The organism is Nocardiopsis sp. NPDC057823 (assembly GCF_042797335.1).
GTDB classification, from domain to species: domain Bacteria; phylum Actinomycetota; class Actinomycetes; order Streptosporangiales; family Streptosporangiaceae; genus Nocardiopsis; species Nocardiopsis changdeensis.
Window position 1 is genome coordinate 1 of the sequence record NZ_JBHVLR010000031.1, and the last position, 23,319, is coordinate 23,319.

26 protein-coding genes are annotated in these 23,319 nt (G+C 73.2%); 12 read left to right on the forward strand and 14 right to left on the reverse strand.

The genetic code is table 11. The annotated features are described in order from the left end of the window. Positions 1-323: 323 nt before the first annotated feature. Positions 324-587, forward strand: coding sequence for a LapA family protein (locus ACFVNO_RS30170; protein WP_220561314.1), 264 nt, complete (start codon positions 324-326; stop codon positions 585-587). Between the two features lie 57 nt (positions 588-644). Here ACFVNO_RS30170 and ACFVNO_RS30175 read toward each other — a convergent pair whose 3' ends face one another. Continuing rightward, positions 645-1,586 carry an ABC transporter substrate-binding protein gene (locus tag ACFVNO_RS30175; RefSeq protein WP_378897740.1) on the reverse strand — a complete coding sequence of 314 codons (942 nt, stop codon included), beginning with the start codon at positions 1,584-1,586 and terminating at the stop codon, positions 645-647. Between the two features lie 238 nt (positions 1,587-1,824). Between ACFVNO_RS30175 and ACFVNO_RS30180 the strand changes: the two genes are divergently transcribed. From ACFVNO_RS30180 to ACFVNO_RS30190, 3 genes are read left to right on the forward strand one after another with little or no spacing between them, the layout of a single operon-like run. Next, positions 1,825-2,859, forward strand: a complete 1,035-nt coding sequence (locus ACFVNO_RS30180; RefSeq protein ID WP_355264470.1) for an iron chelate uptake ABC transporter family permease subunit — start codon at positions 1,825-1,827, stop codon at positions 2,857-2,859. Further along, the gene (locus ACFVNO_RS30185; protein WP_378897743.1) at positions 2,856-3,941 is read left to right on the forward strand and encodes a FecCD family ABC transporter permease; all 1,086 of its coding nucleotides are present in this window, start codon (positions 2,856-2,858) and stop codon (positions 3,939-3,941) included. The genes ACFVNO_RS30180 and ACFVNO_RS30185 overlap by 4 nt, the downstream gene beginning before the upstream one ends. 39 nt (positions 3,942-3,980) lie before the next feature. Continuing rightward, complete coding sequence (locus ACFVNO_RS30190; protein ID WP_355264473.1) at positions 3,981-4,790, forward strand: ABC transporter ATP-binding protein; 810 nt, start codon at positions 3,981-3,983, stop codon at positions 4,788-4,790. Positions 4,791-4,878: 88 nt separating this feature from the next. Here ACFVNO_RS30190 and ACFVNO_RS30195 read toward each other — a convergent pair whose 3' ends face one another. The 4 genes from ACFVNO_RS30195 to ACFVNO_RS30210 are packed head-to-tail and all read right to left on the reverse strand — an operon-like array spanning position 4,879 to position 8,461. After that, entirely contained in the window at positions 4,879-5,457 is a 579-nt protein-coding gene (locus tag ACFVNO_RS30195) for an ATP/GTP-binding protein (RefSeq protein ID WP_220561309.1), read from the reverse strand. A gap of 24 nt (positions 5,458-5,481) precedes the next feature. Further along, positions 5,482-5,829, reverse strand: a complete 348-nt coding sequence (locus ACFVNO_RS30200) for a DUF742 domain-containing protein (protein WP_355264477.1) — start codon at positions 5,827-5,829, stop codon at positions 5,482-5,484. Further along, entirely contained in the window at positions 5,826-6,242 is a 417-nt protein-coding gene (locus ACFVNO_RS30205; protein WP_255646597.1) for a roadblock/LC7 domain-containing protein, read from the reverse strand. The genes ACFVNO_RS30200 and ACFVNO_RS30205 overlap by 4 nt, the downstream gene beginning before the upstream one ends. A 5-nt stretch (positions 6,243-6,247) precedes the next feature. Next, entirely contained in the window at positions 6,248-8,461 is a 2,214-nt protein-coding gene (locus tag ACFVNO_RS30210) for an ATP-binding protein (RefSeq protein WP_355264481.1), read from the reverse strand. 346 nt (positions 8,462-8,807) lie between these two features. Between ACFVNO_RS30210 and ACFVNO_RS30215 the strand changes: the two genes are divergently transcribed. Further along, positions 8,808-9,098: a 4a-hydroxytetrahydrobiopterin dehydratase gene (locus ACFVNO_RS30215; RefSeq protein WP_378897748.1), complete on the forward strand. Its 291-nt coding sequence runs from the start codon at positions 8,808-8,810 to the stop codon at positions 9,096-9,098. Positions 9,099-9,156: 58 nt separating this feature from the next. On the opposite strand, the gene ACFVNO_RS30220 is transcribed toward ACFVNO_RS30215, so the two are convergent. Further along, a complete protein-coding gene (locus tag ACFVNO_RS30220; protein WP_378897751.1) occupies positions 9,157-10,764 on the reverse strand; it encodes an AMP-binding protein in 1,608 nt (535 codons plus the stop codon). A gap of 210 nt (positions 10,765-10,974) precedes the next feature. On the opposite strand from ACFVNO_RS30220, the gene ACFVNO_RS30225 reads away from it, so the two are divergent. Then, entirely contained in the window at positions 10,975-11,997 is a 1,023-nt protein-coding gene (locus ACFVNO_RS30225) for an acyltransferase domain-containing protein (RefSeq protein ID WP_220561304.1), read from the forward strand. Between the two features lie 56 nt (positions 11,998-12,053). On the opposite strand, the gene ACFVNO_RS30230 is transcribed toward ACFVNO_RS30225, so the two are convergent. The 4 genes from ACFVNO_RS30230 to ACFVNO_RS30245 all read right to left on the reverse strand — a co-directional run bounded on the left by ACFVNO_RS30230 (position 12,054) and on the right by ACFVNO_RS30245 (position 13,970). Then, positions 12,054-12,245, reverse strand: a complete 192-nt coding sequence (locus tag ACFVNO_RS30230) for a hypothetical protein (RefSeq protein ID WP_355264486.1) — start codon at positions 12,243-12,245, stop codon at positions 12,054-12,056. 121 nt (positions 12,246-12,366) lie between these two features. Then, positions 12,367-12,645: a DUF6510 family protein gene (locus ACFVNO_RS30235; protein ID WP_378897756.1), complete on the reverse strand. Its 279-nt coding sequence runs from the start codon at positions 12,643-12,645 to the stop codon at positions 12,367-12,369. Further along, on the reverse strand, positions 12,642-13,367 hold the full coding sequence (locus ACFVNO_RS30240; protein ID WP_355264491.1) for a ferredoxin reductase: 726 nt from the start codon (positions 13,365-13,367) through the stop codon (positions 12,642-12,644). The genes ACFVNO_RS30235 and ACFVNO_RS30240 overlap by 4 nt, the downstream gene beginning before the upstream one ends. 3 nt (positions 13,368-13,370) lie before the next feature. Then, positions 13,371-13,970, reverse strand: coding sequence for a molybdopterin-dependent oxidoreductase (locus ACFVNO_RS30245; protein ID WP_378897760.1), 600 nt, complete (start codon positions 13,968-13,970; stop codon positions 13,371-13,373). A gap of 230 nt (positions 13,971-14,200) precedes the next feature. Between ACFVNO_RS30245 and ACFVNO_RS30250 the strand changes: the two genes are divergently transcribed. Next, on the forward strand, positions 14,201-15,211 hold the full coding sequence (locus tag ACFVNO_RS30250; RefSeq protein WP_355264497.1) for an alpha/beta hydrolase: 1,011 nt from the start codon (positions 14,201-14,203) through the stop codon (positions 15,209-15,211). A 54-nt stretch (positions 15,212-15,265) separates the two neighbouring features. Here ACFVNO_RS30250 and ACFVNO_RS30255 read toward each other — a convergent pair whose 3' ends face one another. The 3 genes from ACFVNO_RS30255 to ACFVNO_RS30265 all read right to left on the reverse strand — a co-directional run bounded on the left by ACFVNO_RS30255 (position 15,266) and on the right by ACFVNO_RS30265 (position 17,210). Next, positions 15,266-15,685, reverse strand: a complete 420-nt coding sequence (locus ACFVNO_RS30255) for an SgcJ/EcaC family oxidoreductase (RefSeq protein ID WP_378897764.1) — start codon at positions 15,683-15,685, stop codon at positions 15,266-15,268. A 94-nt stretch (positions 15,686-15,779) separates the two neighbouring features. Next, positions 15,780-16,235 carry a GNAT family N-acetyltransferase gene (locus ACFVNO_RS30260; RefSeq protein WP_378897822.1) on the reverse strand — a complete coding sequence of 152 codons (456 nt, stop codon included), beginning with the start codon at positions 16,233-16,235 and terminating at the stop codon, positions 15,780-15,782. Between the two features lie 57 nt (positions 16,236-16,292). Further along, positions 16,293-17,210, reverse strand: a complete 918-nt coding sequence (locus ACFVNO_RS30265) for a LysR family transcriptional regulator (protein WP_355264503.1) — start codon at positions 17,208-17,210, stop codon at positions 16,293-16,295. A gap of 108 nt (positions 17,211-17,318) precedes the next feature. Here ACFVNO_RS30265 and ACFVNO_RS30270 point away from each other — a divergent pair, with 108 nt between their 5' ends. From ACFVNO_RS30270 to ACFVNO_RS30280, 3 genes are all read left to right on the forward strand, one after another. Then, positions 17,319-17,525: a hypothetical protein gene (locus tag ACFVNO_RS30270; RefSeq protein ID WP_355264506.1), complete on the forward strand. Its 207-nt coding sequence runs from the start codon at positions 17,319-17,321 to the stop codon at positions 17,523-17,525. A 331-nt stretch (positions 17,526-17,856) separates the two neighbouring features. After that, entirely contained in the window at positions 17,857-18,078 is a 222-nt protein-coding gene (locus ACFVNO_RS30275) for a hypothetical protein (protein WP_378897769.1), read from the forward strand. Positions 18,079-18,142: 64 nt separating this feature from the next. After that, positions 18,143-18,841, forward strand: coding sequence for a metal-dependent transcriptional regulator (locus tag ACFVNO_RS30280; RefSeq protein ID WP_220561295.1), 699 nt, complete (start codon positions 18,143-18,145; stop codon positions 18,839-18,841). A gap of 46 nt (positions 18,842-18,887) precedes the next feature. Here ACFVNO_RS30280 and ACFVNO_RS30285 read toward each other — a convergent pair whose 3' ends face one another. Then, positions 18,888-20,435, reverse strand: coding sequence for an alkaline phosphatase D family protein (locus ACFVNO_RS30285; RefSeq protein WP_378897772.1), 1,548 nt, complete (start codon positions 20,433-20,435; stop codon positions 18,888-18,890). Positions 20,436-20,859: 424 nt separating this feature from the next. Here ACFVNO_RS30285 and ACFVNO_RS30290 point away from each other — a divergent pair, with 424 nt between their 5' ends. Together ACFVNO_RS30290 and ACFVNO_RS30295 are read left to right on the forward strand one after the other, a co-directional pair. After that, positions 20,860-22,170: an MFS transporter gene (locus ACFVNO_RS30290; RefSeq protein ID WP_378897775.1), complete on the forward strand. Its 1,311-nt coding sequence runs from the start codon at positions 20,860-20,862 to the stop codon at positions 22,168-22,170. A 326-nt stretch (positions 22,171-22,496) separates the two neighbouring features. Next, positions 22,497-23,303, forward strand: coding sequence for an alpha/beta fold hydrolase (locus ACFVNO_RS30295; RefSeq protein ID WP_355264518.1), 807 nt, complete (start codon positions 22,497-22,499; stop codon positions 23,301-23,303). The last annotated feature ends 16 nt before the right edge of the window (positions 23,304-23,319 follow it).

Below are 23,319 nucleotides of genomic sequence, written 5' to 3' on the forward strand. Positions count from 1 at the left end.
AAAAACAGACCGGCCGACTCCCGCCCCACCCCCTCCGCCCGCGGCGACACCGCCCCCCCGCGCGGCGCCACCTGCCCCCCGGGGGCCGGGGGGGGCGCCCGCCCCGCCCGGACCGCGGCGCGCCCGCCGGGGGCACGGAGGGTAAAGAACTGCTCACCTTCCGCGGGGTTTGTTCGCGCCCGCCGCCGGTGACGTGGCAGGGGAGGCCCCGCGCGGGTCCGGCCGTCCGTGCCCGGCGGGCCCCCGGCGGACGCGGGCGGCCGGGAGCCGGGCGGGGCCGGGCTCAGACGCGGCCGGGCCGGCCGCGGACGAAGGGGGACGCCATGACCGATCCGACGACGGTGGAGAACGGGCGGGGGCCGCTGGCCTCGCCGAAGCTGTGGGTGGCCCTGGTCCTGCTGGTCGGGGTCGTGGTGTTCATCGTGCAGAACCGGGAGCCCACCGAGATCAGGCTGCTGCTCGTCTCCGTGACCTCCCCGCTGTGGGTGACCCTGACGGCGGCCGTGGTGGTGGGCGGGCTCATCGGCTGGCTGCTGCGCCCCTCGGGGAGCACCCGCACCGGCCGGGCCGCCCGCAGGGGCCGCTGACGGCGCCGGACGCCGACGCGGCGGGCCCCGGAGGAGGACCCCGGGGCCCGCGGGCGCCTACAGGGCGGGCTCGGTCCGGCCGGTGAGCGCCGCGGTGGCCTCCTCGACGATGCGGTGGGCGGCGTGCAGGTTGGCGGCGCCCCACACGTCGTAGTCGAACCGGTACACCCGGCCGCCGCGCACCGCCTCCAGGCCGGCCCACACCCCGTCGGAGAACGTGTCGGGGGCGTCGGGGAACCCGGACCCGGCCAGCACGAAGACCACATCGCCGTCGCCCCGGTCCAGGTTCTCGTACGACAGCGGGACGAAGTCGGTCCCGCCCTCGGGCTCGGCCTGCCCCTCGGGCCGGGCCAGTCCCAGGTCGCCGATGACCTGTCCGGGGAAGGACGCGGCGGTCTCCAGGCGGACCTCCGTGTCGCTCTGCAGCCGGACCAGGGACACCTCGGTGGCCGGGTCCACCCCCGCCTCCCCGATCGCGGTCCTGGCCTCCTCCACCGCCGCGTCGTAGGCGGCGTCGGCCCGCTCGGCCTCGGCCTCCCGGCCCAGGACGGCGGCCACGTCGTGCAGGTGGGTGCGCCAGGACCCGGTGCCCTCCCACTCCAGCAGGACGGTGGGCGCGATCGCCGACAGCTCCTCCTCGATCCCGTCCTGCGCGCCGACCTGTGTGGACACCCCGATGATGAGGTCGGGTCCGGCCAGGGCCAGCGCCTCCAGGTTGACGTCGTCCTCGGCGGGGGAGTTGGTGACCAGGTTCATCGTGTCGCCCCCGACGTCCTCGGGCAGGAAGGGGGCCAGACCCTGTCCGGGGGCGCCGGGGGTGCCCATGGTGGCCACCGGGTGGTGGCCCAGCAGGGTCACGGCGGCCAGTGTCGGACGCCACAGGACGGCGATCCGCTGCGGGTCCGCGGGCACCTCGACGGTCCCGTCGGCGCCCTCCACCGTCCGGGTCCCGGCCCCCTCGGGGGCCGGAGCGGGCCCGGCGCCGGTGCAACCGGTCACCCCCAGGACGAGGACCAGCGCCGATGCCGCTAGGGTGACCGTTGTTCCGGACGGGCGCGCCGAGGGTGTCCGGCGGCCGGGGCGGAGGCTGCGGGAGAAGTACATGGGGGACCCTTCCGTGCGAGGACGACCCAGGTAAGGCTAACCTGTCCTGGTCGATCCGCGGTGGTGGGAACGGTCCACGCCGGGACGCCCCCGGACGACGCCCACGATCACCTACACGACGAACGGGGAAGCCGTGGCCCTGCGCGCGCCCACCCTCGCACCCCCCACCCTGACCCGGCGTATCGTCCGGCCCGTCGGCCTGCTCGCGGCCCTGGGAGCCCTGGCGGTGTGCGTCCTGCTCAGCATCACCGTCGGCGCCAAGCCCATCCCCGCCGCCGACGTCTGGGCCGCGCTGACCGCCTACGACGGGACCTACGACCACAACGTCATCCGCACCCTGCGCGTACCGCGCACCGTCATCGGCGTGTTCGTGGGGGCGGCGCTGGGCCTGGCCGGGGCGCTCATGCAGGCGCTCACCCGCAACCCCCTGGCCGAGCCGGGCATCCTGGGGGTCAACTCCGGGGCCGCCGCCGCGGTGGTCGTCGCGGTGTTCGCGTTCGGGGCCGCCGGGTCGGCGCTGATCTGGCCCGCCTTCCTGGGCGCCGCACTGGCCTCGGTCGCCGTCTACATGCTGGGCTCGCGCGGACCGGCCAGCGCCACCCCGGTGCGGCTGGCGCTGGCGGGCACCGCCGTGGCCGCGGTCCTGCAGGGCCTGATCTTCGGCGTGATCGTCCTCAACGACTTCGTGTTCGACCGCATCCGGTTCTGGCAGGTGGGTTCCCTGGTCGGCCGCGACCTGGAGATCTTCTGGCAGGTCGCCCCGTTCCTCATCGGGGGCGTGGCGCTGACCCTGCTGCTGGGCCCCTCCCTCAACGCCGTGGCCCTGGGCGACGACCTGGCGGCCTCCCTGGGCGCGCGCATCCCGACGATCCGCACCCTGACCGCGATCGCCGTGATCCTGCTGTGCGGGTCGGCGACCGCCTCGGCCGGGCCCATCTGGTTCGTGGGGCTGATCATCCCGCACGTGGCCCGCCTGGTCACCGGCCCCGACCAGCGGTGGCTGCTGCCCTACTCGGCGGTGTTCGGCGCGATCCTGCTCACCGCCGCCGACACCCTGGGCCGGGTCGTCGTCCCCGGTGCCGAGCTGGAGGTCGGCATCATCACCGCGTTCGTCGGAGCCCCCCTGTTCATCGCCCTGGTCCGCAGCAGAAAGATGGCAGCCCTGTGAGCACCCTGACCCCGCCGCGCCCCCGCACCGGGGGCCGGCTCACCCCGCGCGGCTCCTTCGCCCTGCGCTTCGGCGACCGCGTCTCGCTCCTGGTGCGCCCGCGCACGCTCGTCGTGGCGCTGGTCCTGGTCGCGGCCGCCGCGGCCGCCCTGGTCGTGTCGGTGTCGGTGGGCGACTACGAGATTCCCATCGCCGCGGTGCCCGCCGCCATCGCCGGCGTCGGCGAGCGCCTGGACGTGTTCTTCGTCCAGGGCGTGCGCCTGCCCCGGGCGCTGACCGCCCTGGGGGTGGGCGCCGCCCTGGGCCTGGCCGGTGCGGTCTTCCAGAGCCTGTCCCGCAACGCCCTGGGCAGCCCCGACATCATCGGGTTCACCAGCGGCGCCGCCACCGGCGCCGTCGCGGTGATCCTGCTGGTGGGCGGCGGCCGGATCATGGTGTCCGCGGGGGCCGTCGCCGGCGGCCTGCTCACGGGCGCCGTCGTGTACCTGCTGGCCATGAGGAACGGGGTCCAGGGGTACCGGCTGGTGCTGGTCGGCATCGGCATCTCGGCGATGCTGACCGCGGTCCGCGACTACCTGCTGACCCGCGCCGAGCTCACCGACGCCATGAGCGCCCAGATCTGGATGATCGGCAGCCTCAACGCCCGCGGCTGGAGCGAGGTGACCGCCGTGTGGGCGAGCCTGGCGCTGCTGGGCCCGGTCCTGGTGTACCTCGGCGGCCGGCTGAGGTTCATGGAGCTGGGCGACGACACCGCGCGCGCCCTGGGCGTGAACACCCAGGCCACGCAGATGGCGGCGCTGGCCGCCGCCAGCGCGCTGACCGGCGCGGCGATCGCCGTCTCGGGCCCCATCGGGTTCGTGGCCCTGGCCGCCCCGCAGCTGGCCCGCCGCCTCACCCGCACCGGCGGGACCACCTTCGTCGGCGCGGCGCTCATGGGCGCCGCCCTGCTGGCGGTGGCCGACCTGGTGGCGCTGCGCGCCCTGGCCCCCACGCAGCTGCCGGTCGGCGTGGTCACCGCCGTCATCGGCGGCGGCTACCTGATCTGGCTTCTGTACACCGAGTGGCGGCGCGGCCGCGCCTGAGCCCGCCCGACCCGCGCACCCATCCCCACGAGGAAGAACATGACCGTCCACCACATCGACCGCCTCAGCGGCCAGGAGCTGACGCTCGCCTACGACCAGCGCGTCATCTCCCGGGACCTCGCCGTCACCATCCCCGACAACTCGTTCACCGTCATCGTGGGGCCCAACGCCTGCGGCAAGTCCACGCTGCTGCGCGCGCTGTCGCGCACCCTCAAGCCCGCCCAGGGGCGGGTGCTGCTGGACGGGCAGGCGATCTCGTCCTACCCGGCCAAGGAGGTGGCGCGGCGCCTGGGGCTGCTGCCGCAGACCTCCATCGCCCCCGACGGGATCGGCGTGGCCGACCTGGTGGCCCGCGGCCGCTTCCCCCACCAGGGGTTCCTGCGCCAGTGGTCCAAGGACGACGAGAGGGTGGTGGCGGAGGCGATGGAGGCCACCGGCGTCGCCGAGCTGGCCGACCGGTCGGTGGACGAGCTGTCGGGCGGGCAGCGCCAGCGGGTGTGGCTGGCGATGGTGCTGGCCCAGCAGACGCCGCTGCTGCTGCTGGACGAGCCCACCACCTACCTCGACATCGCCCACCAGATGGACATGCTGGACCTGTGCGCGCGGCTGCACGCCCAGGGCGGGCACACCCTGGTGGCGGTCCTGCACGACCTCAACCACGCCTGCCGGTACGCCTCCCACCTGATCGTGATGAAGGACGGGGAGATCGTCGCCGAGGGGGAGCCCTCCCGGATCGTGACCGCCGAGCTGGTGGAGCACGTGTTCGGGCTGCCCGTGCGGATCATCCCCGACCCCGAGACGCACACCCCGCTGATCGTGCCGGTGGACCGGCGCCGCAACGGCGGCTGACCCCGCGCGGCACGGCGGGCGGGGGCGCCGCAGCGCTCCCGCCCGCCCCCTCCGGGTCCCCCGGGGCCGGGCCCGCGGGCCCCGCCGGTCAGGCGCCCGACAGCTCCAGGCGCAGCACCAGCTCGACCAGCTCCACCACCACCTCCTTGACGGAGGAGCGGTCGCGGGCGTCGCAGAGCATGACCGGGACCGGGTCGGCCACGTCCAGTGCCACGCGCACGTCCTCGGCGCGGTGCGAGCGCTGTCCGTCGAAGCAGTTCACCGCCACCACGAACGGGACCCGCCGCGCCTCGAAGAAGTCGATGACGTCGAAGCAGTCCGTGAGGCGGCGGGTGTCGGCGAGCACCACCGCGCCCAGCGCCCCCTCCACCAGTTCCTCCCACATGTGCGAGAAACGCCGCTGCCCCGGTGTACCGAACAGGTACACCACGGTGGCGGGGTCCAGGGTGATGCGGCCGAAGTCGAGGGCGACCGTCGTGGTGGTCTTGGCCTCCACCCCCTCCAGATCGTCCACGCCGGTCCCGGCGACGGTCATCTCCTCCTCGGTGTGCAGCGCCTCGACCTCGCTCAGCGCCGACACCAGCGTGGTCTTGCCCGCGCCGAAACCGCCGGCCACCACGATCTTGAGCGTGTCGGGCGCCTGCCCGAACACTCCCGGTGCGTCCATCGTCGTCGTTCCGTTCAATGCGCCTCAGAGTTCCTTGATGCGCGCCAGTACCGCGCGCAGTGTCGCCTCGTCGGGCCGGTCCCGCCCCCGTGCGGGGGAGCGGGCCAGCACGTATCCCCGGTCCACCAGGTCCGCCAGCAGCACCCGGACCACGCCCAGCGGCAGCCCCGACCGGGAGGCGACCTCGGCCACCGTCGCCGGCCGGCCGCACAGGGCGTGGATCCGCCGGGACTCCGGATCGTCCTCGACCACCTCGGACACCGCCACCACGGAGGTGGTCAGGGTCAGGTCCGACCGGGAGGGGCGGGTCCGGCCCCCGGTCAGCGCGTAGGGGCGGATCAGGTCCGGCCCCTCGCCGTGGTCGGGGATCACCCGCGTCCGCCCCGGCGCGGGAGCGCGGCCAGGTGGGGGCCGACCCGGCGCACCAGCCGGTTGATCTCGAAGGCGGCCTGGCCCATGTCGCAGTCGGTTCCGGCGGCCAGCGCCAGGGAGGCGCCCTGCCCGGCGTCGACCACGAAGAAGAACACGGTGTCCAGTTCGACCACGGTCTGGTGCACCTTGGACGCCCCCAGGGGTGCGCGGGCGCCCCGGGCCAGGGACGCGAACCCCGAGGCGATGGCGGCCAGGCGCTCGCCGTGTTCGCGGTCGATGCCCGGGGAGGCCGCCAGCGGCAGCCCGTCGGCCGACAGCAGCAGTGCGCTGCGCGAATGCGCGATCCTCTCGACCAGGTCGGCCAGCAGCCAGTCCAGGGTGCCGGTCCCGTTCTCCTCGGCTTGGGCGGACATCATCCTCATCCTTCCTCGGTGTCGCCGTCCGGTCCGGCGGCGCGGGCGCGCCGGGTTCCGGCCTGGAAGGCGCTCATCAGCGAACGGACCCGCTCGGGGGAGCGGTCGTCGTCATCGGTGGTGGTCGCGGGTCCGGGTGCCGGGTCGACGGCGCGCCGCCGGCGGCGGGGGAGCCCCATGTAGTGGTCGGCGTCGGTGCCCCCGTGCGGGCCGTCCCCGTTCGCGGGGGGCGCGTGCACCGTGCTCTCGGACACCGTGCCGCCGGGCGCCGTGTCCTCCGGTGACGGGGGAGCGGTGACGGCGGCGGGCGGCGGGGGAGCGGGCGCGGGGCCGGGCTCGACCAGGGCGTCGGCGGGCACGTGCACGGTCGCGCGCACGCCGCTGCCGCCCGGTGCGGCGGACAGCTCCACCCGCAGCCCGTGGCGGGCGGCCAGGGTGGCGACCACGAACAGGCCCAGCGGCGAGTCCTCCACCAGACCGGCGACGTCGAACCGGGGCGGGTCCGCCAGCAGGGCGTTGCACTCCTCCAGGGCGGCCTCCCCCATGCCCAGCCCCCGGTCGGTCACCTCGATGCGGCAGCCGTCGCCCAGGACCGCGCCGACCTCGACCTCGGTGTCGGGCGGGGAGAACGCCGTGGCGTTCTCCAGCAGCTCGGCCAGCAGCCGCGCGGTGTCGGCGGCGGTGTCGCCGCGCAGCGCCACCGGGGGCAGGCCGCGCGGCTGGACTCGGGTGTAGTCCTCGATCTCCCCGGCGGCGGCCCGCACCACCTCGTGCAGCCGCATCGGGGCGCGGGGGCGCCGGGTGGGGGCGCCGCCGCTGAGCAGCATGAGGTTCTCGGCGTTGCGGCGCAGCCGGGCGCTGAAGTGGTCGACGCGGAACAGCGCAGCCAGGGCGTCGGGGTCGGTCTCGTCGCGTTCCAGCCGGTCCAGGACGGCCAGCTGGCGGTGGACCAGCGACTGGGTGCGGCGGGCGATGGTGCCGAACATGGCGCTCACCCCGGCCCGCAGCCGCGCCTCCTGGACGGCGGCGGCCACGGCGGCGCGGCGGGCGTCGTCGAAGGCGTCGGCGACGTCGGTGATCTCGTCGCCCCGGGTGCGCGGCACCGGGGCTGGCTCGGGTCCGACCTCCTCCCCGGCGCGCAGGCGGGCGGTGAGGCGGGGCAGGTGGACGCGGGCGTACTCCAGGGTGGTGGTGCGCAGGCGGTGCAGGCGGCGGCCCATGCGGACGGCGCCGGTGATCGCGACGGCCGCCGAGGCCAGGGCGACGGCCAGGATCGGGAGGCTGGTCAGCAGGGCGGTGCGGGCGAGGTCGGCGGAGCGGGCGTCGCCGTAGTCGGCCAGCAGGCGGAGCTGGCCGCGTTCGACGGAGCGCATGCGCTGGTCGGAGGCCTCGGCGGCGCCCTGCCAGGCGGAGGCGTTGACCGGCGGGCGGGTGTGCTGGGGTGCGGCGATGACCTCGTTCTGCAGGTCGCGCACGCGCCGGAGGGAGTCGTAGGTCTCCAGGAGCCGGTAGGTGCGGGCGTCCTCGGGGGCGAGTTCGGCGCCGATGCGGTCCCAGGTGTGGCGCTGGGCGCCGGCGGCGGCGACGAACTCGGTGTGGGCGCCGGGGGTGAAGGTGTCGGTGGCCACGGCGTGGGTGAACACGGTGTTCTGGCGGGCCAGCAGTTCGCGGGCGCGCATCAGGGAGGTCAGGGAGCGCAGGCGGGGGATCTGCGCGGGTTCGGCGTGCTCGACGCGGGAGTCCCAGAAGCGCAGGCCCTGCTCGACCAGGTCGTGGTAGGCGGCGGCGGTCTGCACGAGTTCGCGGCGGTAGGGCGGCAGCGCGTCGACGATGTCGCGGTGGTGGGCCAGTCCCCCCAGGTCCCGTTGCAGGTGCAGGGCCTGGACGGGCAGCACGTCGGCGTCGAAGCCGCGCAGGACCCCGGCCAGTTCGTCGACGGCGGCGTCGGTGGCGGCGCGGGAGTCCTCCAGGGCCAGCAGGCTGCTCTGGGCGCCGTTCGCGGAGGCGGCGGTGGCCAGGCGTTCGTCCTGGAGGGCGCCGATCACCGCCGAGACGGCGGTGCCCGCCTCGCGGGTGAGGGCGGTCTCGGTGCGCAGCGCGCGGATGTCGCCCACGAGCAGGGCGGTGAAGAGCGACCACACCAGGAGGAGGACGGTGCTGGGCAGGAGCACCAGGGTGATCATGCGGGCGCGGAGCGACCGGCGCTTCGTGGGGGGCATGGGCTCGCTTCCGGGCCGGTGTCGGGGGGTAGGGGGTACCGGATCCACCCGAGTGAAGCCGGTCACCAGGGGAGAGTGCAAGGGGCGGGCGGGGCGCGCGGGGGCGGGGAGGGGCGTCGTGCCTGGTCAGGGGCAGGGGCTCAGGTTGGTAACGGAGCAGTGGGAACGCTGTGCTCCCCTGAAAAATCTACGTCGTAAAGGCGGGGGTTCTTTTGACCAAAAGCCCACAACAATAAGAAGGCGTGCGGCTCCGCCGCACCCCTCTCCTGGTGAACAGCCTGGTTGGAGCCGGTCCGGGGCGGGTAGGTGCGGCGTGCACACCGGACGCCTACCGGGGAGGGTCACCGTGAAGCTCACCGAGGAACAGATCCGCGACGGCCTGGAGCGCCTGGACGGCTGGCAGCTGGATTCGCAGGGGCCGGTGCTGCGGCGCACCCTGCGTCTGGCGGACTTCCCGGCCGTCGTGTCTTTGGTGAACACCATCGCGCAGGCGGCGGAGCAGGCCGGCCACCACCCCGACATGGACATCCGTTACGACACCCTGCACCTGGCCCTGTCCACCCACTCGGTCGGGGCGATCACCGACAAGGACATGGCGCTGGCCGCGCGCATCGACGAGCTGGTGCCGCAGGGCTGAGGGGCGGAGCGCCGGCTCCGCCCCGGCGGGTCCCCGGGGTCCGGGGACCCCGGTCCGGTCAGCGCAGCCGGGACCGGCGCATCTTGCCCGAGGCGGTGCGCGGCAGCTCGGGCACGAAGTCCACCACGTCCGGTGCGGCGTGGGTGGCGAACCGGGTGCCCACCCAGTCCTTGAGTTCGGCGGCCAGCTCCTCGGAGGCCCCGGTGCCCGGGGCGAGCACGACGCGGGCGCCGATCAGCTGTCCGGCGAGTTCGTCGGGGATGGAGTACACGCCGCACTCGTCCACCGCGGGGTGCTCGTTGAGGACGGCCTCCACTTCGGTGGGGCCGATCCGGTAGCCGCGGCTGAGGATGGCGCCGTCGTCGCGGGTGGAGAAGAACAGCCATTCGCGGCGGTCCAGGATGCCGGTGTCGCCGGTGAGGTAGAAGGCCTTGTCGGGGGTGAAGCGGACCTGGGAGGCGGCGTCGTTGTCGAGGTAGCCGGTGAACCAGGCCAGGGGGCTGTGTTCGAGGTCGACGGCGATGCGGCCGTAGGCGCCCAGGGGGGCGGGTTCGTCGGAGATGGCCTCCAGGACGGTGACCTTCCAGCCGGGCAGGGCGGGGCCGATGGCGCCGGGGGTGGCGTCGCCGGTGTCCTGGCCGGTGTCGCCGTTGGGGATGCCGACGCACCAGCCGAGTTCGGTCTGGCCGAAGTGGTCGCGTACGGGGATGCCGAAGAGGTCGGTGACCCAGTCGATGACGTCGGGGGCGAGGGGTTCGCCGAAGCTGGTGAGGCGTTGGACGACGATCTCGGGGGGCAGGGTCTTGGTGGCGGCGCGCAGGGTGCGGTAGGTGGTGGGGTCGGCGGCGAGGTTGGTGACCTCGTACATGCCCAGGACGTCGAGGGTGAGTTCGGGGTCGAAGAATCCGGCTCGGAGGGCGATGGAGGCGTGTCCGGCGAGCAGGGGTGAGATGAGGCCGTGGTAGAGGCCGAAGGCGGAGCCGGGGTCGGCGGTGTTCCAGTAGGTGTCGTGGTCGTCGACGCCGAGGCCGTAGTGGTGGTAGGCGTGCATGGCGGCGAGGGCGCGGACGGGTACGGGGACGCCGCGGGGTGGGCCGACGAGTCCGGAGACGTAGACGATGGCGAGGAGGCCGTCGCCGCCGACGGCGGTGTCGGGGGTGGGGGGTGCGTCGGTGGTGGAGAGGGCGGTGAGGGTGGTGTCGCCGTCGCGGAGGGGGTGGGTGCCGGTGGTGGCGATGGTCCAGGGGGGTGTGTCGTCGGTGTCGAGTTTGGTGCGGTGGTGGTCGTCGACGATGACGAGGCGGGTGTGGGAGGAGGTGAGGCGTTCGCGGATGGCGGAGGGGGCGAAGGAGGTGAAGAGGGGGACGAGGACGGCGCCCAGGCGCCAGGTGGCGAGGGCGGTGACGGCGAGGTCGATGCCTTTGGGGATGAGGGTGGCGATGCGGTCGCCGGGGCGGATGCCGTGGGCGGCGAGTCCGTTGGCGAGGGCTTGGGAGCGTTCGCGGAGTTGGCCGTAGGTGAGGGTGGTGGGGGTGAGGTCGGGGCCGATCTGGGTGATGGCGGTGCGGTCGGGGTGGTGGCGGTCGCACAGCACGTGGGGTACCGAGGTGGTCGGGGAGTCGTAGGCGGTGAGCCACTCACGTACACGGTGTGCCGGGTGGGGCATCGGAGGTCGTCCTCGTCTCGGTGGGTGCGGTGCTAGGGGCGGGACATGTCAACACTATGCCCACTGTCCAGACCTTCTTGTGGGGGTGAAGGGGGTTTTCCCTGGGTGGGACGCGTGGTGTGGGGGTTCGGGTTCGTTTGTGGTCGTTGTGTTCGTGGTGGGTTTTCCGGGCACTCGCGTCGGGGGTGGGTGTTCGGCCATGATGTGCGGATGAACGCTGACATGGTGGCCGACCGGTTGGGTCTGGCGGAGGATGACCGTCGTTGGTTGATCGCGGCGCGGGGGTTGCCGGAGCCGTTGGAGCCGTTGCGGGTGCCGCAGGGGGCGGATGCGGAGCGGGTGTGGGACGAGTTCGGTCTGGAGCCGTTGGATCGGGCGGATGTGGCGGCGGTGTGGCCGGGGCCGTCGGGTGAGGGGTGGTCTGCGGAGGCGTGGGCGCTGGTGGTGGGTATGTACCGGCGTTTGGCGGCGGATGCGGGGTTGCCTGTGGGGACGTGGGTGGATTGGCCGTCGTTGGTGGGTTATGACGATGTGCGGGTGCGGGTGGCGTCGTTGGTGGCTTTTGCGGCGCGGGTGCCGGCGCAGTATGCGGCTCATGGTGCGTTGGGTGTGGATCCTGCGGTGACGCGGGCGACGCTGGCGGATGTGGGTGTGCAGGTGGGGCGTTCGCGGCGGATGTTCGGTCGGGTGGGTGTGGAGACGGCGTCGTGGGTGGCGGCGCAGTTCCGTGGGCGGTTGTTCTGGGTGGGCGGGTTGCAGTTGGAGCCTGCGGTGTTGGGGCCTCAGGGCGGGGTGGAGTGGTATTCGCGGGAGGAGGCGGCGGGGTTGGGTCCCGGTTTCGGGGTGGGGGATCCGGTGTTGCGGTTGCACATTCCGTCGGGTGGGTTGGATCCGGTGTCGGTGTCGGATGCGTTGGGGCGGGCGCGGCCTTTCGCGCGGGCGCATTTGGGGATGGATCCGGTGGTGGCGACGTGTACGTCGTGGTTGTTGGATCCGCGGTGGGGTGAGGTGTTGGGGGAGGGGTCGAACATCGTGGGGTTCCAGCGGCGGTTCACGTTGGTGGGTGGGGGTGTGCCGGGGGAGTCGGATGTGTTCCGGTTCGTGTTCGGGTTGCCTGAGGTGGATGTGGCGCGGGCGTCGCGGAGGACGCGTTTGGAGCGTGCGGTGGTGGAGCGTTTGGAGGCGGGTGGGGGCTGGCAGGTGCGGACGGGGTGGTTGCCGTTGGCGGGGTGAGTGTGCGGGGGTGTCGGCGGTGTGGTCGGCGCCCCCTTTTTTTTTGTGGGGTGGGGTCATGTGGGGGGTGGGTGGGTGGTGTCGGGGTGGACGGTGGCGGTCTGGGTGGTGTGGCCGTGGCTGTCGCAGTCGGTGCAGGGGTGGGTGAGGAGGGTGGGGGTGAGGGTGTGGTCGTCTTCGAGGCGTGCGGTGATGAGGGTGCGGCGGCCGGTGCCTATGCAGGTGCGGCACAGGATGCGGATGTGCATGGGCGCAGGATAGGTTCCCGGTGGTGGTGGGTGCGGGGATGACACGGGGTCTTTGTCCCTGTTTCGGGTGTGGTCGTCCTGGGGGTGCGGCGGGGCGCTGTGGGCCGGTCGGGTGGGTGGTTCAGTCGTGGGCGGGCAGGGTGATGCAGCCGGTGCCGCCCAGGTCCAGGACGAGTCCGCGGTGGGTGCGGACCAGGCGCAGGACCAGGGTCTGGCAGGCGGGGCAGCAGGCGATGAGGCCGGGGCCGTCGGTGTAGACGTGCAGGCGGGCGAAGGCGCCGCGGTCGCCGCAGTGGGCGCAGAGGCGTTCGGCGGCGGTGATGTCGACGGCGAAGACCTCGGAGAGGGGGCCGGCGAGGACGTTGGCGTCCAGGTGGGTGCGGGTGGTGGGTGGGTTCATCGTCCGCCTCCGCTGCCGTAGCGTTCGGTTCGGATCCGGTGCGGGTCGTGGCCCAGGGCGAGGAGGCCGTCGGCGACGGTCTCGACGAAGGGGGTGGGTCCGCACACGAAGCACACGGGGGTGAGTTCGGCGGGGAGGCCGTGGGTGTTGAGGTCGGCGATGCTGAGTCGTTTGGGTCCGCGGGCCGATCCGGGGGGTGCGGTGCGGGTGTAGGCGAGGAAGACGTCGACGCCGGGTCCGGCGGCGGGTCCCAGTTCGGTGCGGTAGTAGCGGTCGTCGGGGGTGCGCAGGGAGTACAGGAGGCGGAAGAGGGCTCTGTTTCCGGTGCGGCGGCGTTCGCGGACCATGCCGGCCAGGGGGACGATGCCGGAGCCGCCGCCGATGAGGACGACGGGGTCGGGTGAGGTGGTGTCCCAGACGAACCAGCCGCCGAGGGGGCCGCGCAGTTCGACCTGGTCGCCTGGGGTGAAGTCGTGGACGAGGTAGGGGGAGACCTCTCCGTCGGGGTCGAGTTGGACGGTGATCTCCAGGCGGTCGGGGCCGGAGGCGGAGGCGATGGAGTAGGAGCGTTCGGCGGTGTAGCCGTCGGGGGCGCGCAGGCGCAGGTCGACGTGTTGTCCGGGGCGGTGGCCGGTCCAGCCGGGGACGGAGAGGACCAGGGTGCGGGCGGTGGGGGTCTCCCACCGGTCGGTTTCCAGGGTGGCCGGGGTCCAGGGGGCCATGGGTCAGTCCCCCTGGTAGCGCTGTTCGCGCCAGGGGTCGCCGTAGTCGTGGTAGCCGGCCTGTTCCCAGAAGCCGGGTTCGTCTTCGTGGTGGAGGGTGAGGCCGCTGATCCATTTGGCGGATTTCCAGAAGTACAGGTGGGGGACGAGGAGGCGGGCGGGGCCGCCGTGTTCGGGGGTGAGGGGGCGGCCGTCGAAGGTGTGGGCGATCCAGGCCTGGCCGTCGGTGAGGTCTTGGAGGGGGAGGTTGGTGGTGTAGTCGCCGTGGGAGTGGGCCAGGGCGTAGTCGGCGGTGGTCTCGACGTCGTGGAGGAGGGTGTCGAGGCTGACGCCGGTCCAGTCGGTGTCGAGTTTGGTCCAGCGGGTGACGCAGTGGATGTCGGTGTGGGGGTTCTCCTGGGGCAGGTCCAGGAGCTGCCGCCAGGTCCAGGTGTGGCGGGTGCCGGTCTCGGTGGTGATGGTGAGGGTCCAGGTGTCGGTGTCGACGCGGGGTGTGGGGCCCACGGTGAGGACGGGGAAGTCGTGGGTCTGGTACTGGCCGGGCGGGATGCGGTCGGGGTCGCCGCCGCGTCGTCCGTGGAAGCCCCTGGTGATGAGGTTCATGTGCGTGGTCCCTCGCCGGTGGTGGTGTCGTCCCGGGCGTCGTACCCGGGGGTGTGCCTGGTCAGGGGCGGGTGGGGGTAAAGGGATGGGCGGGTGCGGGGGCGGTGGGGCATGGGTGGGTGATGGCCTGGTCAGGGTGGGGGAATCGGCCGTTTGCGGGGGCGGTGCGGTGGAAAAGGGTGGCCCCGGGCCGCGGGAGCGCGGTCCGGGGTTCTTCCATGGGGGGATGGATGTCCGAGAAGAAGGTGGTCCTGGAACAGGCCGCCCAGGAGTTCGCCGACGCCAACGCGAATCCGCCGTTCATCTATGAGCTGCCGCCGGAGCAGGGCCGGGAGGTCCTGGAGGGTGTGCAGAGCGGTGAGGGGGTGCCCAAGCCGGAGGTCGCCGACGAGTGGGTCACGGTGGAGGGCGGTCCGACGGGGCAGGTGCCGGTGCGGATCGTGCGCCCGGCGGGGGCGACCGGGACTTTGCCGGTGGTCTTCTACATCCACGGGGCGGGCTGGGTGTTCGGCAGTGCGAACACCCATGACCGGCTGGTGCGGGAGCTGGCGGTGCGGACGGGGGCGGCGGTGGTCTTCCCCGAGTACGACCGGGCGCCGGAGGCGAAGTACCCGACGGCGATCGAGCAGAACTACGCGGCGGCGCGGTGGGTGGTGGAGCACGGGGCGGGCAGGGGCCTGGACGGGTCGCGTATGGCGGTGTGCGGGGACTCGGTGGGCGGGAACATGTCGGCGGTGCTGGCGCTGATGTGCAAGGACCGCGGGGGTGTGGAGCTCAAGGGGCAGGCGCTGCTGTACCCGGTGACCGACGCGGATTTCGACACCGGTTCGTACCACGAGTTCGCGACGGGGTATTTCTTGAACCGGGACGGGATGATCTGGTTCTGGGACCAGTACACGACCGATCCGCAGGAGCGGGCGCAGATCTATGCCTCGCCGTTGCGGGCGTCGTTGGAGGAGTTGCGGGGTCTGCCGCCGGCGATGGTGCTCAATGGTGAGGCGGATGTGCTGCGTGATGAGGGTGAGGCGTACGCGCGCCGGTTGCGGGAGGCGGGGGTGCCGGTGACGGCGGTGCGCTTCCAGGGGATGATCCACGATTTCATGATGGTGGACAGCATGCGTGATACGCATGCGAACCGGGCGGCGCTGCTGTTGGTGTCGGATTTCCTGGCGGGGGTGCTGGGGGTCCGGCCGTCGGTGCCGCGTCAGCAGGCGGGGCGGACGGGGGCGGCGGTGCGCTGACGGTCGTGGTGTGCGGGGGCGGGGCCCGGTGGGGCCCCGCCTTTGGTGTGTGGTTCAGGTGGGGTCGATGGCGGTGTTCTGGCCTGCGGCGATGCGCCATCCGTGGGGGGTGCGGGCGAGGATGTACAGGGCGCGTCCGTGAGGGCCGGGGGCGGGGTGTCCGGTGGTGTCGACGGGGGTCTGGTGGACGTTGGCGGCGATGAGGTCGGGGGACAGGGCCAGGAGTTTGACGACGTCGTAGCGGGCGCGGGAGTCGGCGAGGGGGCCGGTCATGGCTTTTTCGGCGAAGGCGGTGATCTGGGTGCGGCCGTCCAGGCGTGTGCCGGCGGCGTTGGTCCAGGAGGCGTGGTCGGTGTAGAGGGCGCCCAGGGCGTGGGGGTCGTTGGTGTTGAAGGCGTCCTGTAGGGCGTGGATTGTGGCGGTGGCGTCGGTGCGGTCGGTGTCGGTGATGGGGCCGACGGTCATGGTGGTCATGGGGTGCTCCGGTGGTGGTCGGGTGGGGCCCGTGGGGGCGGGGTGTCGCCGACCATTCGACAACCTTGACCAATGTTGAAGTCAAGGGGTGGGGTCACAGGGTCTTGCGGTAGCGCAGGGCGGGGCGGCCGGAGTCGAAGCGGTCCGGGCCCAGGGGCTGCCAGCCGGTGGATTCGTACAGGGCGCGGGCGGCGGTGTTGGCGGGCGCGACCTGCAGGGTGACGGCGTCGGCGGTCCGGGCCAGGTGTTCCAGGGTGGTGTCCAGCAGGAGGCGTCCGCGGCCGCCGCCCTGGAGGGCGGGGGCGATGGCGAGGTAGGCCAGGTGGGCGGTGCGGTCGGTGCCGGTGGGCAGGTGGGTGAGGGTGTAGCCGCCCGGGGAATGGCCGGGGGCATGCAGGAGCAGGCTGGGGGTGTGCCGGAGCGCGCGGTGGGCGCGGGCGCGGGCCTGTGGGTCGGGTGCGGTGCCGTCGCGGTGGGCGAGGGCGGCGGTCCACAGGTCGGCGCAGGCGGGGTGGTCGGCGGTGGTGCCCGGGGTGATGGTGTGGGTGATGGCGGTGCCTTTCGGGTGTGATGGTGCGCACTGCGGTGCGGGGGGCGGGGGTGCGGTTCAGGGGCGGGGGCGGGCGAGGTCGGCGGCCAGGCCGGTCAGGAGGGTCAGGGCGGCGGTGACGGCGGGGTGGGTGCGCGAGCCGCGGCGGGTGCAGGTGAGGATTTTGCGCGCGGGGGACGGCTTACCCTTCAGGGGGACGCGTGTGATGGGCAGGGCGGGCAGGTCGGCCAGGCGGGGGATGAGTGCGACTCCCAGGCCGTGGGCGACCAGGGCGGCGACCGCGCTCCACTCGCGGGCCCGGTGGGGGCCGTGGGGGGTGAAGCCGGCGGCGCCGCAGGCGGACATGGCGTGTGCGTGGCAGGTGGTGTCGGGGGGCGGTAGGACCCAGGTCTGGTCGGCGGCCTGTGCCAGGGGTACCTCGGTGAGGTCGGCCAGGGGGTGGCCGTGGGGGACCACGAGGTCCAGGACGTCGTCCAGGAGGGGTGTCTGGTCGAAGCGGGTGTCGGTGGGCGGGGGGACGCCGGGGGCGGCTTCGATGACGGCGAGTTCGACCTCGCCCTGGAAGAGCAGGTCCAGGGCGGGTCCGGGTTCGGTCTCGGTGAGGCGTACGTCCAGTCGGGGGTGGTCGGCTGAGAGGCGGGCGGCCATGGGGGCCAGTAGGCGGGACATCACGACGGGGAAGCAGGCGACGCGCAGGAGTCCGGCGGGTTCGGTGCCCAGGCCGCGGATCTGGATCTCGGCCTGTTCCCAGCGGGCGGTGATGTCGTCGGCGTGGGTGAGCAGGTCGTGGGCGGCGGGGGTGAGCCGTACGCCGCGGCCGCGGGGTTCGAGCAGGGGGACGCCGAGTTCTCCGGCGAGCAGGCGGATCTGTTGGGAGGCGGCCGAGGTGGTCATGTGGAGGGCTTCGGCTGCGGCGGTGACGGTTCCGTAGTGGGCGACGGCGCGTAGGACGCGCAGGCGCCGTAGGTCGATCATGTAGTCCATGCTTCATGGTCTTGTCCAGAAATTCAACGTGGACATTGATGGTGTGGAGAGGGAGGCTGGAGGGGTCCGGTCTCCGAGGAGAAGGAATCGAGGACGACGATGACGAGCACCTGCCCGCACTGCGGCTGGCCCGACTCCCAGCCCTTCCGTGTGGTGTCCCGGCATGCCACGGCGGCCGGGTCGACGGTGTGGGTGCGCTGTGCGTGCGGTTCCCTGCAGGTCCGCGAGGTGGGTGTGGCGGGGGTGCGCGTGGTCTCGCGGGGGCGTCCGGACCTGGTGCCGGGCGGTGACGGCTGCCCGGCCTGAGGGCCGGTGTCGGCGTCCGGGCCGTGCTTCGACCCCTGTTGCGCTGCGGCCCGCCCGTCGGGTGGCAGGAGGTCCTCAGAGGTCCTCAACGGGCGGCCTGCGGCCGCGGCCCGGCCACCGTACCCGGTACGCCCGAGGGCGGGGTCTCCGGAACCTCCGTCGCGGTCCTCGCCCGCCCGTCACCCGCCGCCCCCTCGACGGCCGCAGGCCTTGCTCGGGGACCGCTCCCGCGGGGCCTGGAGAACCCCGCCGGGTGTTCCGCACGGGAGAGCGTCCGAAGCAGGCTCTAGGCTCGTCCCGGACGTGTCGTCGATGCGGCGGGAGGGTCGCCATGGACGGGCAGGAGGGGGTGCCTGCGACCGAGTTCCCCCGGCGGATGGGCAAGGTGGCGCCGCGTGAGCTGGCGCTGCACGGCTACACCCGGTTCGAGCACCTGACGCGGGTGAGGGCGGCGGATCTGCTGAAGATCCACGGGGTGGGCCCCAAGGCGGTGCGGATCCTGGAGGAGGAGTTGGCCGCCCGGGGCCTGTCCTTCGCCTCCCCCGGCCGGTGAGGGCCGTGGTGGGGGGTGGTGCGGAAATCGTGGCGCGGGGGTGGTCCGCGATACGGTTACGACCATGAACGACACCCCGACACGACCGTCCACGTCGGTTGAGGACTACGTGAAGGTCATCTACGACCTGCAGGAGCGCGGTACCGGTCCGGTGACCATCTCCGGGATGGCGGAGCGGTTGTCGGTCTCCAACTCCTCGGTGTCGGGGATGCTGCGCAAGCTGGGCGATCTGGGGTTGGTGGACCACCGCCGGTACGGGTCGGTGCGCCTGACCGAGGAGGGGACCAAGGCGGCGCTGTCGGTGCTGCGCCGCCACCGTCTGCTGGAGACGTACCTGGTGGCGGCGCTGGGCTATTCCTGGGACGAGGTGCACGACGAGGCCGAGATCCTGGAGCACGTGGTGTCGGACAAGTTCGTGGACCGTATCGCGTCGTATCTGGGCGATCCGGTGGTCGATCCGCACGGTGATCCGATCCCCACGAGTGACGGGCGTGTGGTGGAGCGGCCCTCGGTGCTGCTGTCGGAGGCCGAGGAGGGTGTGGAGGGCACGGTGGTGCGGGTCAACGACACCGACCCCGACCTGTTGCGGTACCTGGCCGATATCGAGATCGGGATCGGGATGACGGTGCGGGTCGAGGAGCGGTTGCCCTTCGCGGGGTCGTTGCGCATCACGGTGCGTTCGGGTCCGGGGGGCCGGGGGCGGGACCGGTCGTTGGGGCTGGTGGCCGCCGAGGCCCTGTGGATCGCGCCGGCGGAGTCCTGACCCCCTTGTGGGGCCCGCCCTGGGGGCGGGCCCCACAAGGGGTGTGTCATGCCTGGGGGACCGCTCCGGGGGTGCCGTCGGCGATGGTGAACCGGGCCAGGTCGGTGATGGGCGCCCCGGGTGTGGAGACGCGTTCCACGGTGCGGTAGTCGGCCTGCCAGTGGGTGGGTGTGAGGGTGTTGCGGACGTAGCCGCGGGTGCGGTCGATGAACTTGATGTGGGGGTTCTCGGCGAGCTGGACGGCGTCGCCGGGGTTGTGGTGGGTGCCGTCGCCGCCGCTGGTGAAGGAGGTGCCGACGAGTTCGGTGGCGACGGTGGCGGAGGCGGGGTCGTCGAAGTCGGCCTTGATGTCGACGACGTAGTTGGCGTGCACGTCGCCGGTGATGACCACGGGGTTGCGCACGCCGGCCAGGTGGTCGCGGACCTGGTCGCGTTCGGCCTTGTAGTTGTCCCAGGCGTCGTCGCTGAAGCTGCGGGGGGTGCCGGCGGCGAAGTCGCGCTGGGAGAAGAACACCTGCTGGGCGAGGATGTTCCACTGGGCGGGGGTGGTGGCCAGTGCGTCCAGCAGCCAGTTTTTCTGTTCGGCGCCCAGGAGGGTGCGGTCGGGGTCCTCGCGGTCGGGGGTGGACTGTACGTCGCGGTACTGGCGGGTGTCGAGCAGGTGCAGGCGGGCCAGGCGTCCGAAGGTCAGGGTGCGGTACAGGTGCAGGTCGGGGCCGTGGGGGCGTTGGGCGGGCCGTAGGGGCATGTGTTCGTAGTAGGCCTTGAGGGCGGCGGCGCGGCGGCGGGTGAACTCGGGTGAGGGCTGTCCGCCGTGGGGGTGGTCGTCGGCCCAGTTGTTCTCCAGTTCGTGGTCGTCGAAGACGACGGCCCAGGGGAAGGCGGCGTGGGCGGCCTGGAGGTCGGTGTCGGTCTTGTACTGGGCGTGGCGGATGCGGTAGCCGGGCAGGTCGTGGACTTCATGGGCGGGGATGTGGGGGCGGCCGGCCGTTCCGGTCTCGCCGGTCTCGTAGATGTAGTCGCCCAGGAACGCGACGAGGTCGAGGTCCTCGTCGGCGAGGTGGCGTTGGGCGGTGTAGTGGCCGTGGGTGAAGCTCTGGCAGCTGGCGAACGCGAAGGCGAAGCGGTCGGTGCGGGCGCCGGGGGCGGGGGTGGTGCGGGTGCGTCCGACGGGGCTGATGTGGGTGCCGGTGCGGAAGCGGTAGTGGTAGTGGGCGCCGGGGCGCAGGCCGCGGGCCTCGATGTGGACGGTGTGGGCGTCGTCGGGGCCGGTGGTGGCGGTGCCCGAGGCGGTGGGGCGGGTGAAGTGTTCGTCTTCGGCGATCTGCCAGTGGACGTCGACGGTCCGGTCGGGCATGCCGCCGCGGCCGTCGGGGGCGAGGGGGTCGGGGGCCAGGCGGGTCCACAGGACGACGCTGGTGTGGTCGGGGTCGCCGGAGGCGACGCCGAGGGTGAAGGGGTCGGTGCGCGGGGCCGGGCGGGGGGCGGCCGCGGCGGCGGGGGTGTTCCAGGGGGCGGCGCCGGCCAGGGCGGCGGCGCCCAGGGCCGCGCCGCCGGCCAGGACGCGGCGGCGGGTGATGGGGGTGTCCGGCATGGGTTCTCCTCGGTGCGGGTCGGTGCCCGCCGGGGGTGGCGGGGCCGTGTTCCATCCGGTCACAGGGGGGCGAACTCTCCGGTCTTGCCGGAGTGAACATCTTCTGACATGGGGTGACGAATCGGTGGCGGTGCGCGACGGTTCGGGGGAACCTTTTGCCGTCGCGGGGGCGGGGTGTGCATGATCGGTGTGTTCACCGGTCGTGATGCGAGGGCGCACCATCCCCCGGTCCCGGTCCCGGTCCCGGTTCCGGTCCCTTCGGGTGTGCGCCGCCCCTGCCCCTGCGCTGGGGGCGGGGGCGGCGTATGCTGGCGGCATGCGCAAGCGACATTAAGTCCTACGACGGTCTTCGGTCCGTGCCCGGGCCCCGCCCGGGGGCACCGCTCTTTGGTGTCCCTGCACGTTCGACCGAAAGACCTCATCCATGATTGTCAAGTCCGTGCGCGCCCCGGGCGCGCGCGTGTTCCGGCTGACCGGGCCGCTGTACGTGTACGCGGCGGCGGAGGAGTTCGTCCTCCTGTATCCGGTGTACGCCCTGCTGTTCGCCGACCACGGCCTGTCGGTGGCGCAGATCGGTTCCCTTTTCATGCTCTGGTCCGGGGTGGGGCTGGTGTTCTCGGTGCCGGCCGGGGCTCTGGCCGACGTCGTCCCGCGCCGGTACCTGTTGGCGGCGGCCCCGGTGTTCACGGCCGCCGGTTTCGCCCTGTGGCTGCTGGCGCCGGGCTATGGTGTGTTCGCTGCGGGGTTCGTGCTGTGGGGGGTGGGGGGTTCCCTGTCCTCGGGCTGCCTTGAGGCGTTGGTCCACGACGAGCTGGCCCGCCGTGGTGCGGTGGGCCGTTACGCGCGGGTGATGGGTGTGGCCCGGGCGCTGGGGGTGGCGGCGGTGGGTGCGGCCACCCTGGTCGCGGTGCCGGTGATGGCCTGGGGCGGGTACGCGGCGGTGGGTGCGGCCAGTGTGGCGGTGTGCGGGGTGTGCGCGCTGGCCGGTCTGGTGCTGCCCGAGTACCGTCCGGGCCCGGGGGGCGCCTTGGGGGCGCCGGGTGTGGTGGGGGCGGGTCCGCACCGGCCCCACCACCCCTCCGCCCCGGCCGTCCCGTCCGCCGCGGAGGCCGGTGGGGACGGGGATGAGGACCCCGAGCCCGCCACGTTGCGGGAGTACGGTGCGGTCCTGCGCGCCGGGCTGGTGCAGGTGCGCCGGGACCGGCGGGTGCGGGGCGCCGTCGTGCTGCTGGTGGTGGTGACCTCCTTCTGGGGGATGCTGGACGAGTACGTGCCGTTGCTGGTGTCGGGCCACGGGGTGGCGGCCGCGGGGGTGCCCGCGGTGCTGGCGGTGGTGTGGGCGGGGGTGACGGTGGGCGGTCTGCTGGCCGGCCCGGTCTCGCGTCTGCCGGCCGGTGTGTTCGCGGTGCTGCTGGGTGCGGCGGCGGTGGCCGTGGCGTCGGGGGCCCTGGTGGGCGGTGCCGTGGGGTGGGTGCTGCTGGGTGCGGGGTTCGGTGTGTGCCAGGCGGCCTGTGTGGTGGCCGATGCCCGGTTGCAGGAGCGGATCACGGGGTCGAGCCGGGCCACGGTGACGTCGGTGGCGGGGCTGGGCACGGATCTGGTGACGACGGCGGCGTATCCGTTGTACGCGGTGGTGTTCGCGCTGACCGGTCACGGGTGGGCGTTCGCGGTGTTCGCGGCGCCCTATCTGGTGGCGGCGTGGGTGCTGGGGCGCAGGGGGCGTTCGGGCGGGTAGGAAAGTTTCGCCGGTCGGGTCGCGGGGGGATGATTCCTGCGATGAAGTCGCCGCGGGGGCCGAACCCGACCGGTGCCCGGGGCGTCTCCTCCTGTGATCGGGTGTCCTGGACCCCGAGGGGGGCGTGGTGTTCGCCACGCGGGCGCCGTGGCCGAGGACGGAGGTCGCGATGCGCGGGGGCCGTAGGTGTCGAGGGACCGCCTACGGCCCTTCCCCGTTGGTGTGCGGTACCCCACGGATCGATGCTCTTGCGCGCGTGAATAGCATCGTTTCTTGTGGCACATCAGACGAACCCGGTGAACGGTGACGGAACGGGTACAGCCCGCGTGCGCGGTATCGACGTCCACTATGTGGACCGCGGCGTGGGCTATCCGCTGCTGTTCGTGCACGGGCACCCCTTCGACCACACCTTGTGGGAGCCGCAGGTCCGGGCGCTGGCCGGGCGCGGTTTCCGGGTGGTCGTGCCGGATCTGCGCGGGTACGGCCGTACGACGGTCGTCCCGGGGGTCACCACCATGGATGTTTTCGCCCGTGACCTGGCGGCCCTGCTGGAGCATGTGGGGTTGGACTCGGTGGGGGTGGTGGGGTTGTCGATGGGCGGCCAGATCGCCCTGGAGCTGTGCCGGCTCTTCCCGGACCGGGTGGACTCCCTGACGCTGGCGGCCACCAACCCCTATGCCGAGACCGAGCAGGGGCGGGCGTCGCGGCGGGCGGTGGCGGCGCGGCTGCGGGCCGAGGGGATGGTGGGCTACACCGACGAGATGCTGGTGGGCATGATGACCGAGGCCAATGTGCGGGCGCTGCCCGCGGTGGCCGACCATGTGCGCGCGATGATGTACGCGGCGCCGCCGGAGGGTGCGGCTGCGGCGCTGCTGGGCCGGGCCGAGCGGACCGACCACCTGCCGTTGCTGCGGCGTATCTCGGCGCCGACGCTGTTGGTGGCGGGGCAGGAGGACGGGTTCACGCCGCCGGAGTTCACCGAGGCGATGCATGTGCGCATCCCCGATTCGGTGGTGGAGATCATCGAGGGGGCGGGGCACCTGCCCAATCTGGAGCGGCCCGAGCGGTTCAACGAGGTGCTGCGCCGGTTCCTGGAGCGTTCGCGTACGCGGTTGAGCCGGACCGGTATCTGACCCGCCGCCCCCGCCC

What these genes read in the sequence shown, in the direction of transcription:
- ACFVNO_RS30275 (WP_378897769.1), top strand. Translation starts at nt 17,857, where the DNA reads ATGGACGGGCAGGAGGGGGTGCCTGCGACCGAGTTCCCCCGGCGGATG.
- ACFVNO_RS30235 (WP_378897756.1), bottom strand. Translation starts at nt 12,645, where the DNA reads ATGAACCCACCCACCACCCGCACCCACCTGGACGCCAACGTCCTCGCC.
- ACFVNO_RS30225 (WP_220561304.1), top strand. Translation starts at nt 10,975, where the DNA reads ATGAACGCTGACATGGTGGCCGACCGGTTGGGTCTGGCGGAGGATGAC.
- ACFVNO_RS30255 (WP_378897764.1), bottom strand. Translation starts at nt 15,685, where the DNA reads ATGACCACCATGACCGTCGGCCCCATCACCGACACCGACCGCACCGAC.
- ACFVNO_RS30230 (WP_355264486.1), bottom strand. Translation starts at nt 12,245, where the DNA reads ATGCACATCCGCATCCTGTGCCGCACCTGCATAGGCACCGGCCGCCGC.
- ACFVNO_RS30265 (WP_355264503.1), bottom strand. Translation starts at nt 17,210, where the DNA reads ATGATCGACCTACGGCGCCTGCGCGTCCTACGCGCCGTCGCCCACTAC.
- ACFVNO_RS30280 (WP_220561295.1), top strand. Translation starts at nt 18,143, where the DNA reads ATGAACGACACCCCGACACGACCGTCCACGTCGGTTGAGGACTACGTG.
- ACFVNO_RS30170 (WP_220561314.1), top strand. Translation starts at nt 324, where the DNA reads ATGACCGATCCGACGACGGTGGAGAACGGGCGGGGGCCGCTGGCCTCG.
- ACFVNO_RS30210 (WP_355264481.1), bottom strand. Translation starts at nt 8,461, where the DNA reads ATGCCCCCCACGAAGCGCCGGTCGCTCCGCGCCCGCATGATCACCCTG.
- ACFVNO_RS30195 (WP_220561309.1), bottom strand. Translation starts at nt 5,457, where the DNA reads ATGGACGCACCGGGAGTGTTCGGGCAGGCGCCCGACACGCTCAAGATC.
- ACFVNO_RS30290 (WP_378897775.1), top strand. Translation starts at nt 20,860, where the DNA reads ATGATTGTCAAGTCCGTGCGCGCCCCGGGCGCGCGCGTGTTCCGGCTG.
- ACFVNO_RS30285 (WP_378897772.1), bottom strand. Translation starts at nt 20,435, where the DNA reads ATGCCGGACACCCCCATCACCCGCCGCCGCGTCCTGGCCGGCGGCGCG.
- ACFVNO_RS30240 (WP_355264491.1), bottom strand. Translation starts at nt 13,367, where the DNA reads ATGGCCCCCTGGACCCCGGCCACCCTGGAAACCGACCGGTGGGAGACC.
- ACFVNO_RS30245 (WP_378897760.1), bottom strand. Translation starts at nt 13,970, where the DNA reads ATGAACCTCATCACCAGGGGCTTCCACGGACGACGCGGCGGCGACCCC.
- ACFVNO_RS30205 (WP_255646597.1), bottom strand. Translation starts at nt 6,242, where the DNA reads ATGTCCGCCCAAGCCGAGGAGAACGGGACCGGCACCCTGGACTGGCTG.
- ACFVNO_RS30270 (WP_355264506.1), top strand. Translation starts at nt 17,319, where the DNA reads ATGACGAGCACCTGCCCGCACTGCGGCTGGCCCGACTCCCAGCCCTTC.
- ACFVNO_RS30190 (WP_355264473.1), top strand. Translation starts at nt 3,981, where the DNA reads ATGACCGTCCACCACATCGACCGCCTCAGCGGCCAGGAGCTGACGCTC.
- ACFVNO_RS30220 (WP_378897751.1), bottom strand. Translation starts at nt 10,764, where the DNA reads ATGCCCCACCCGGCACACCGTGTACGTGAGTGGCTCACCGCCTACGAC.
- ACFVNO_RS30250 (WP_355264497.1), top strand. Translation starts at nt 14,201, where the DNA reads ATGTCCGAGAAGAAGGTGGTCCTGGAACAGGCCGCCCAGGAGTTCGCC.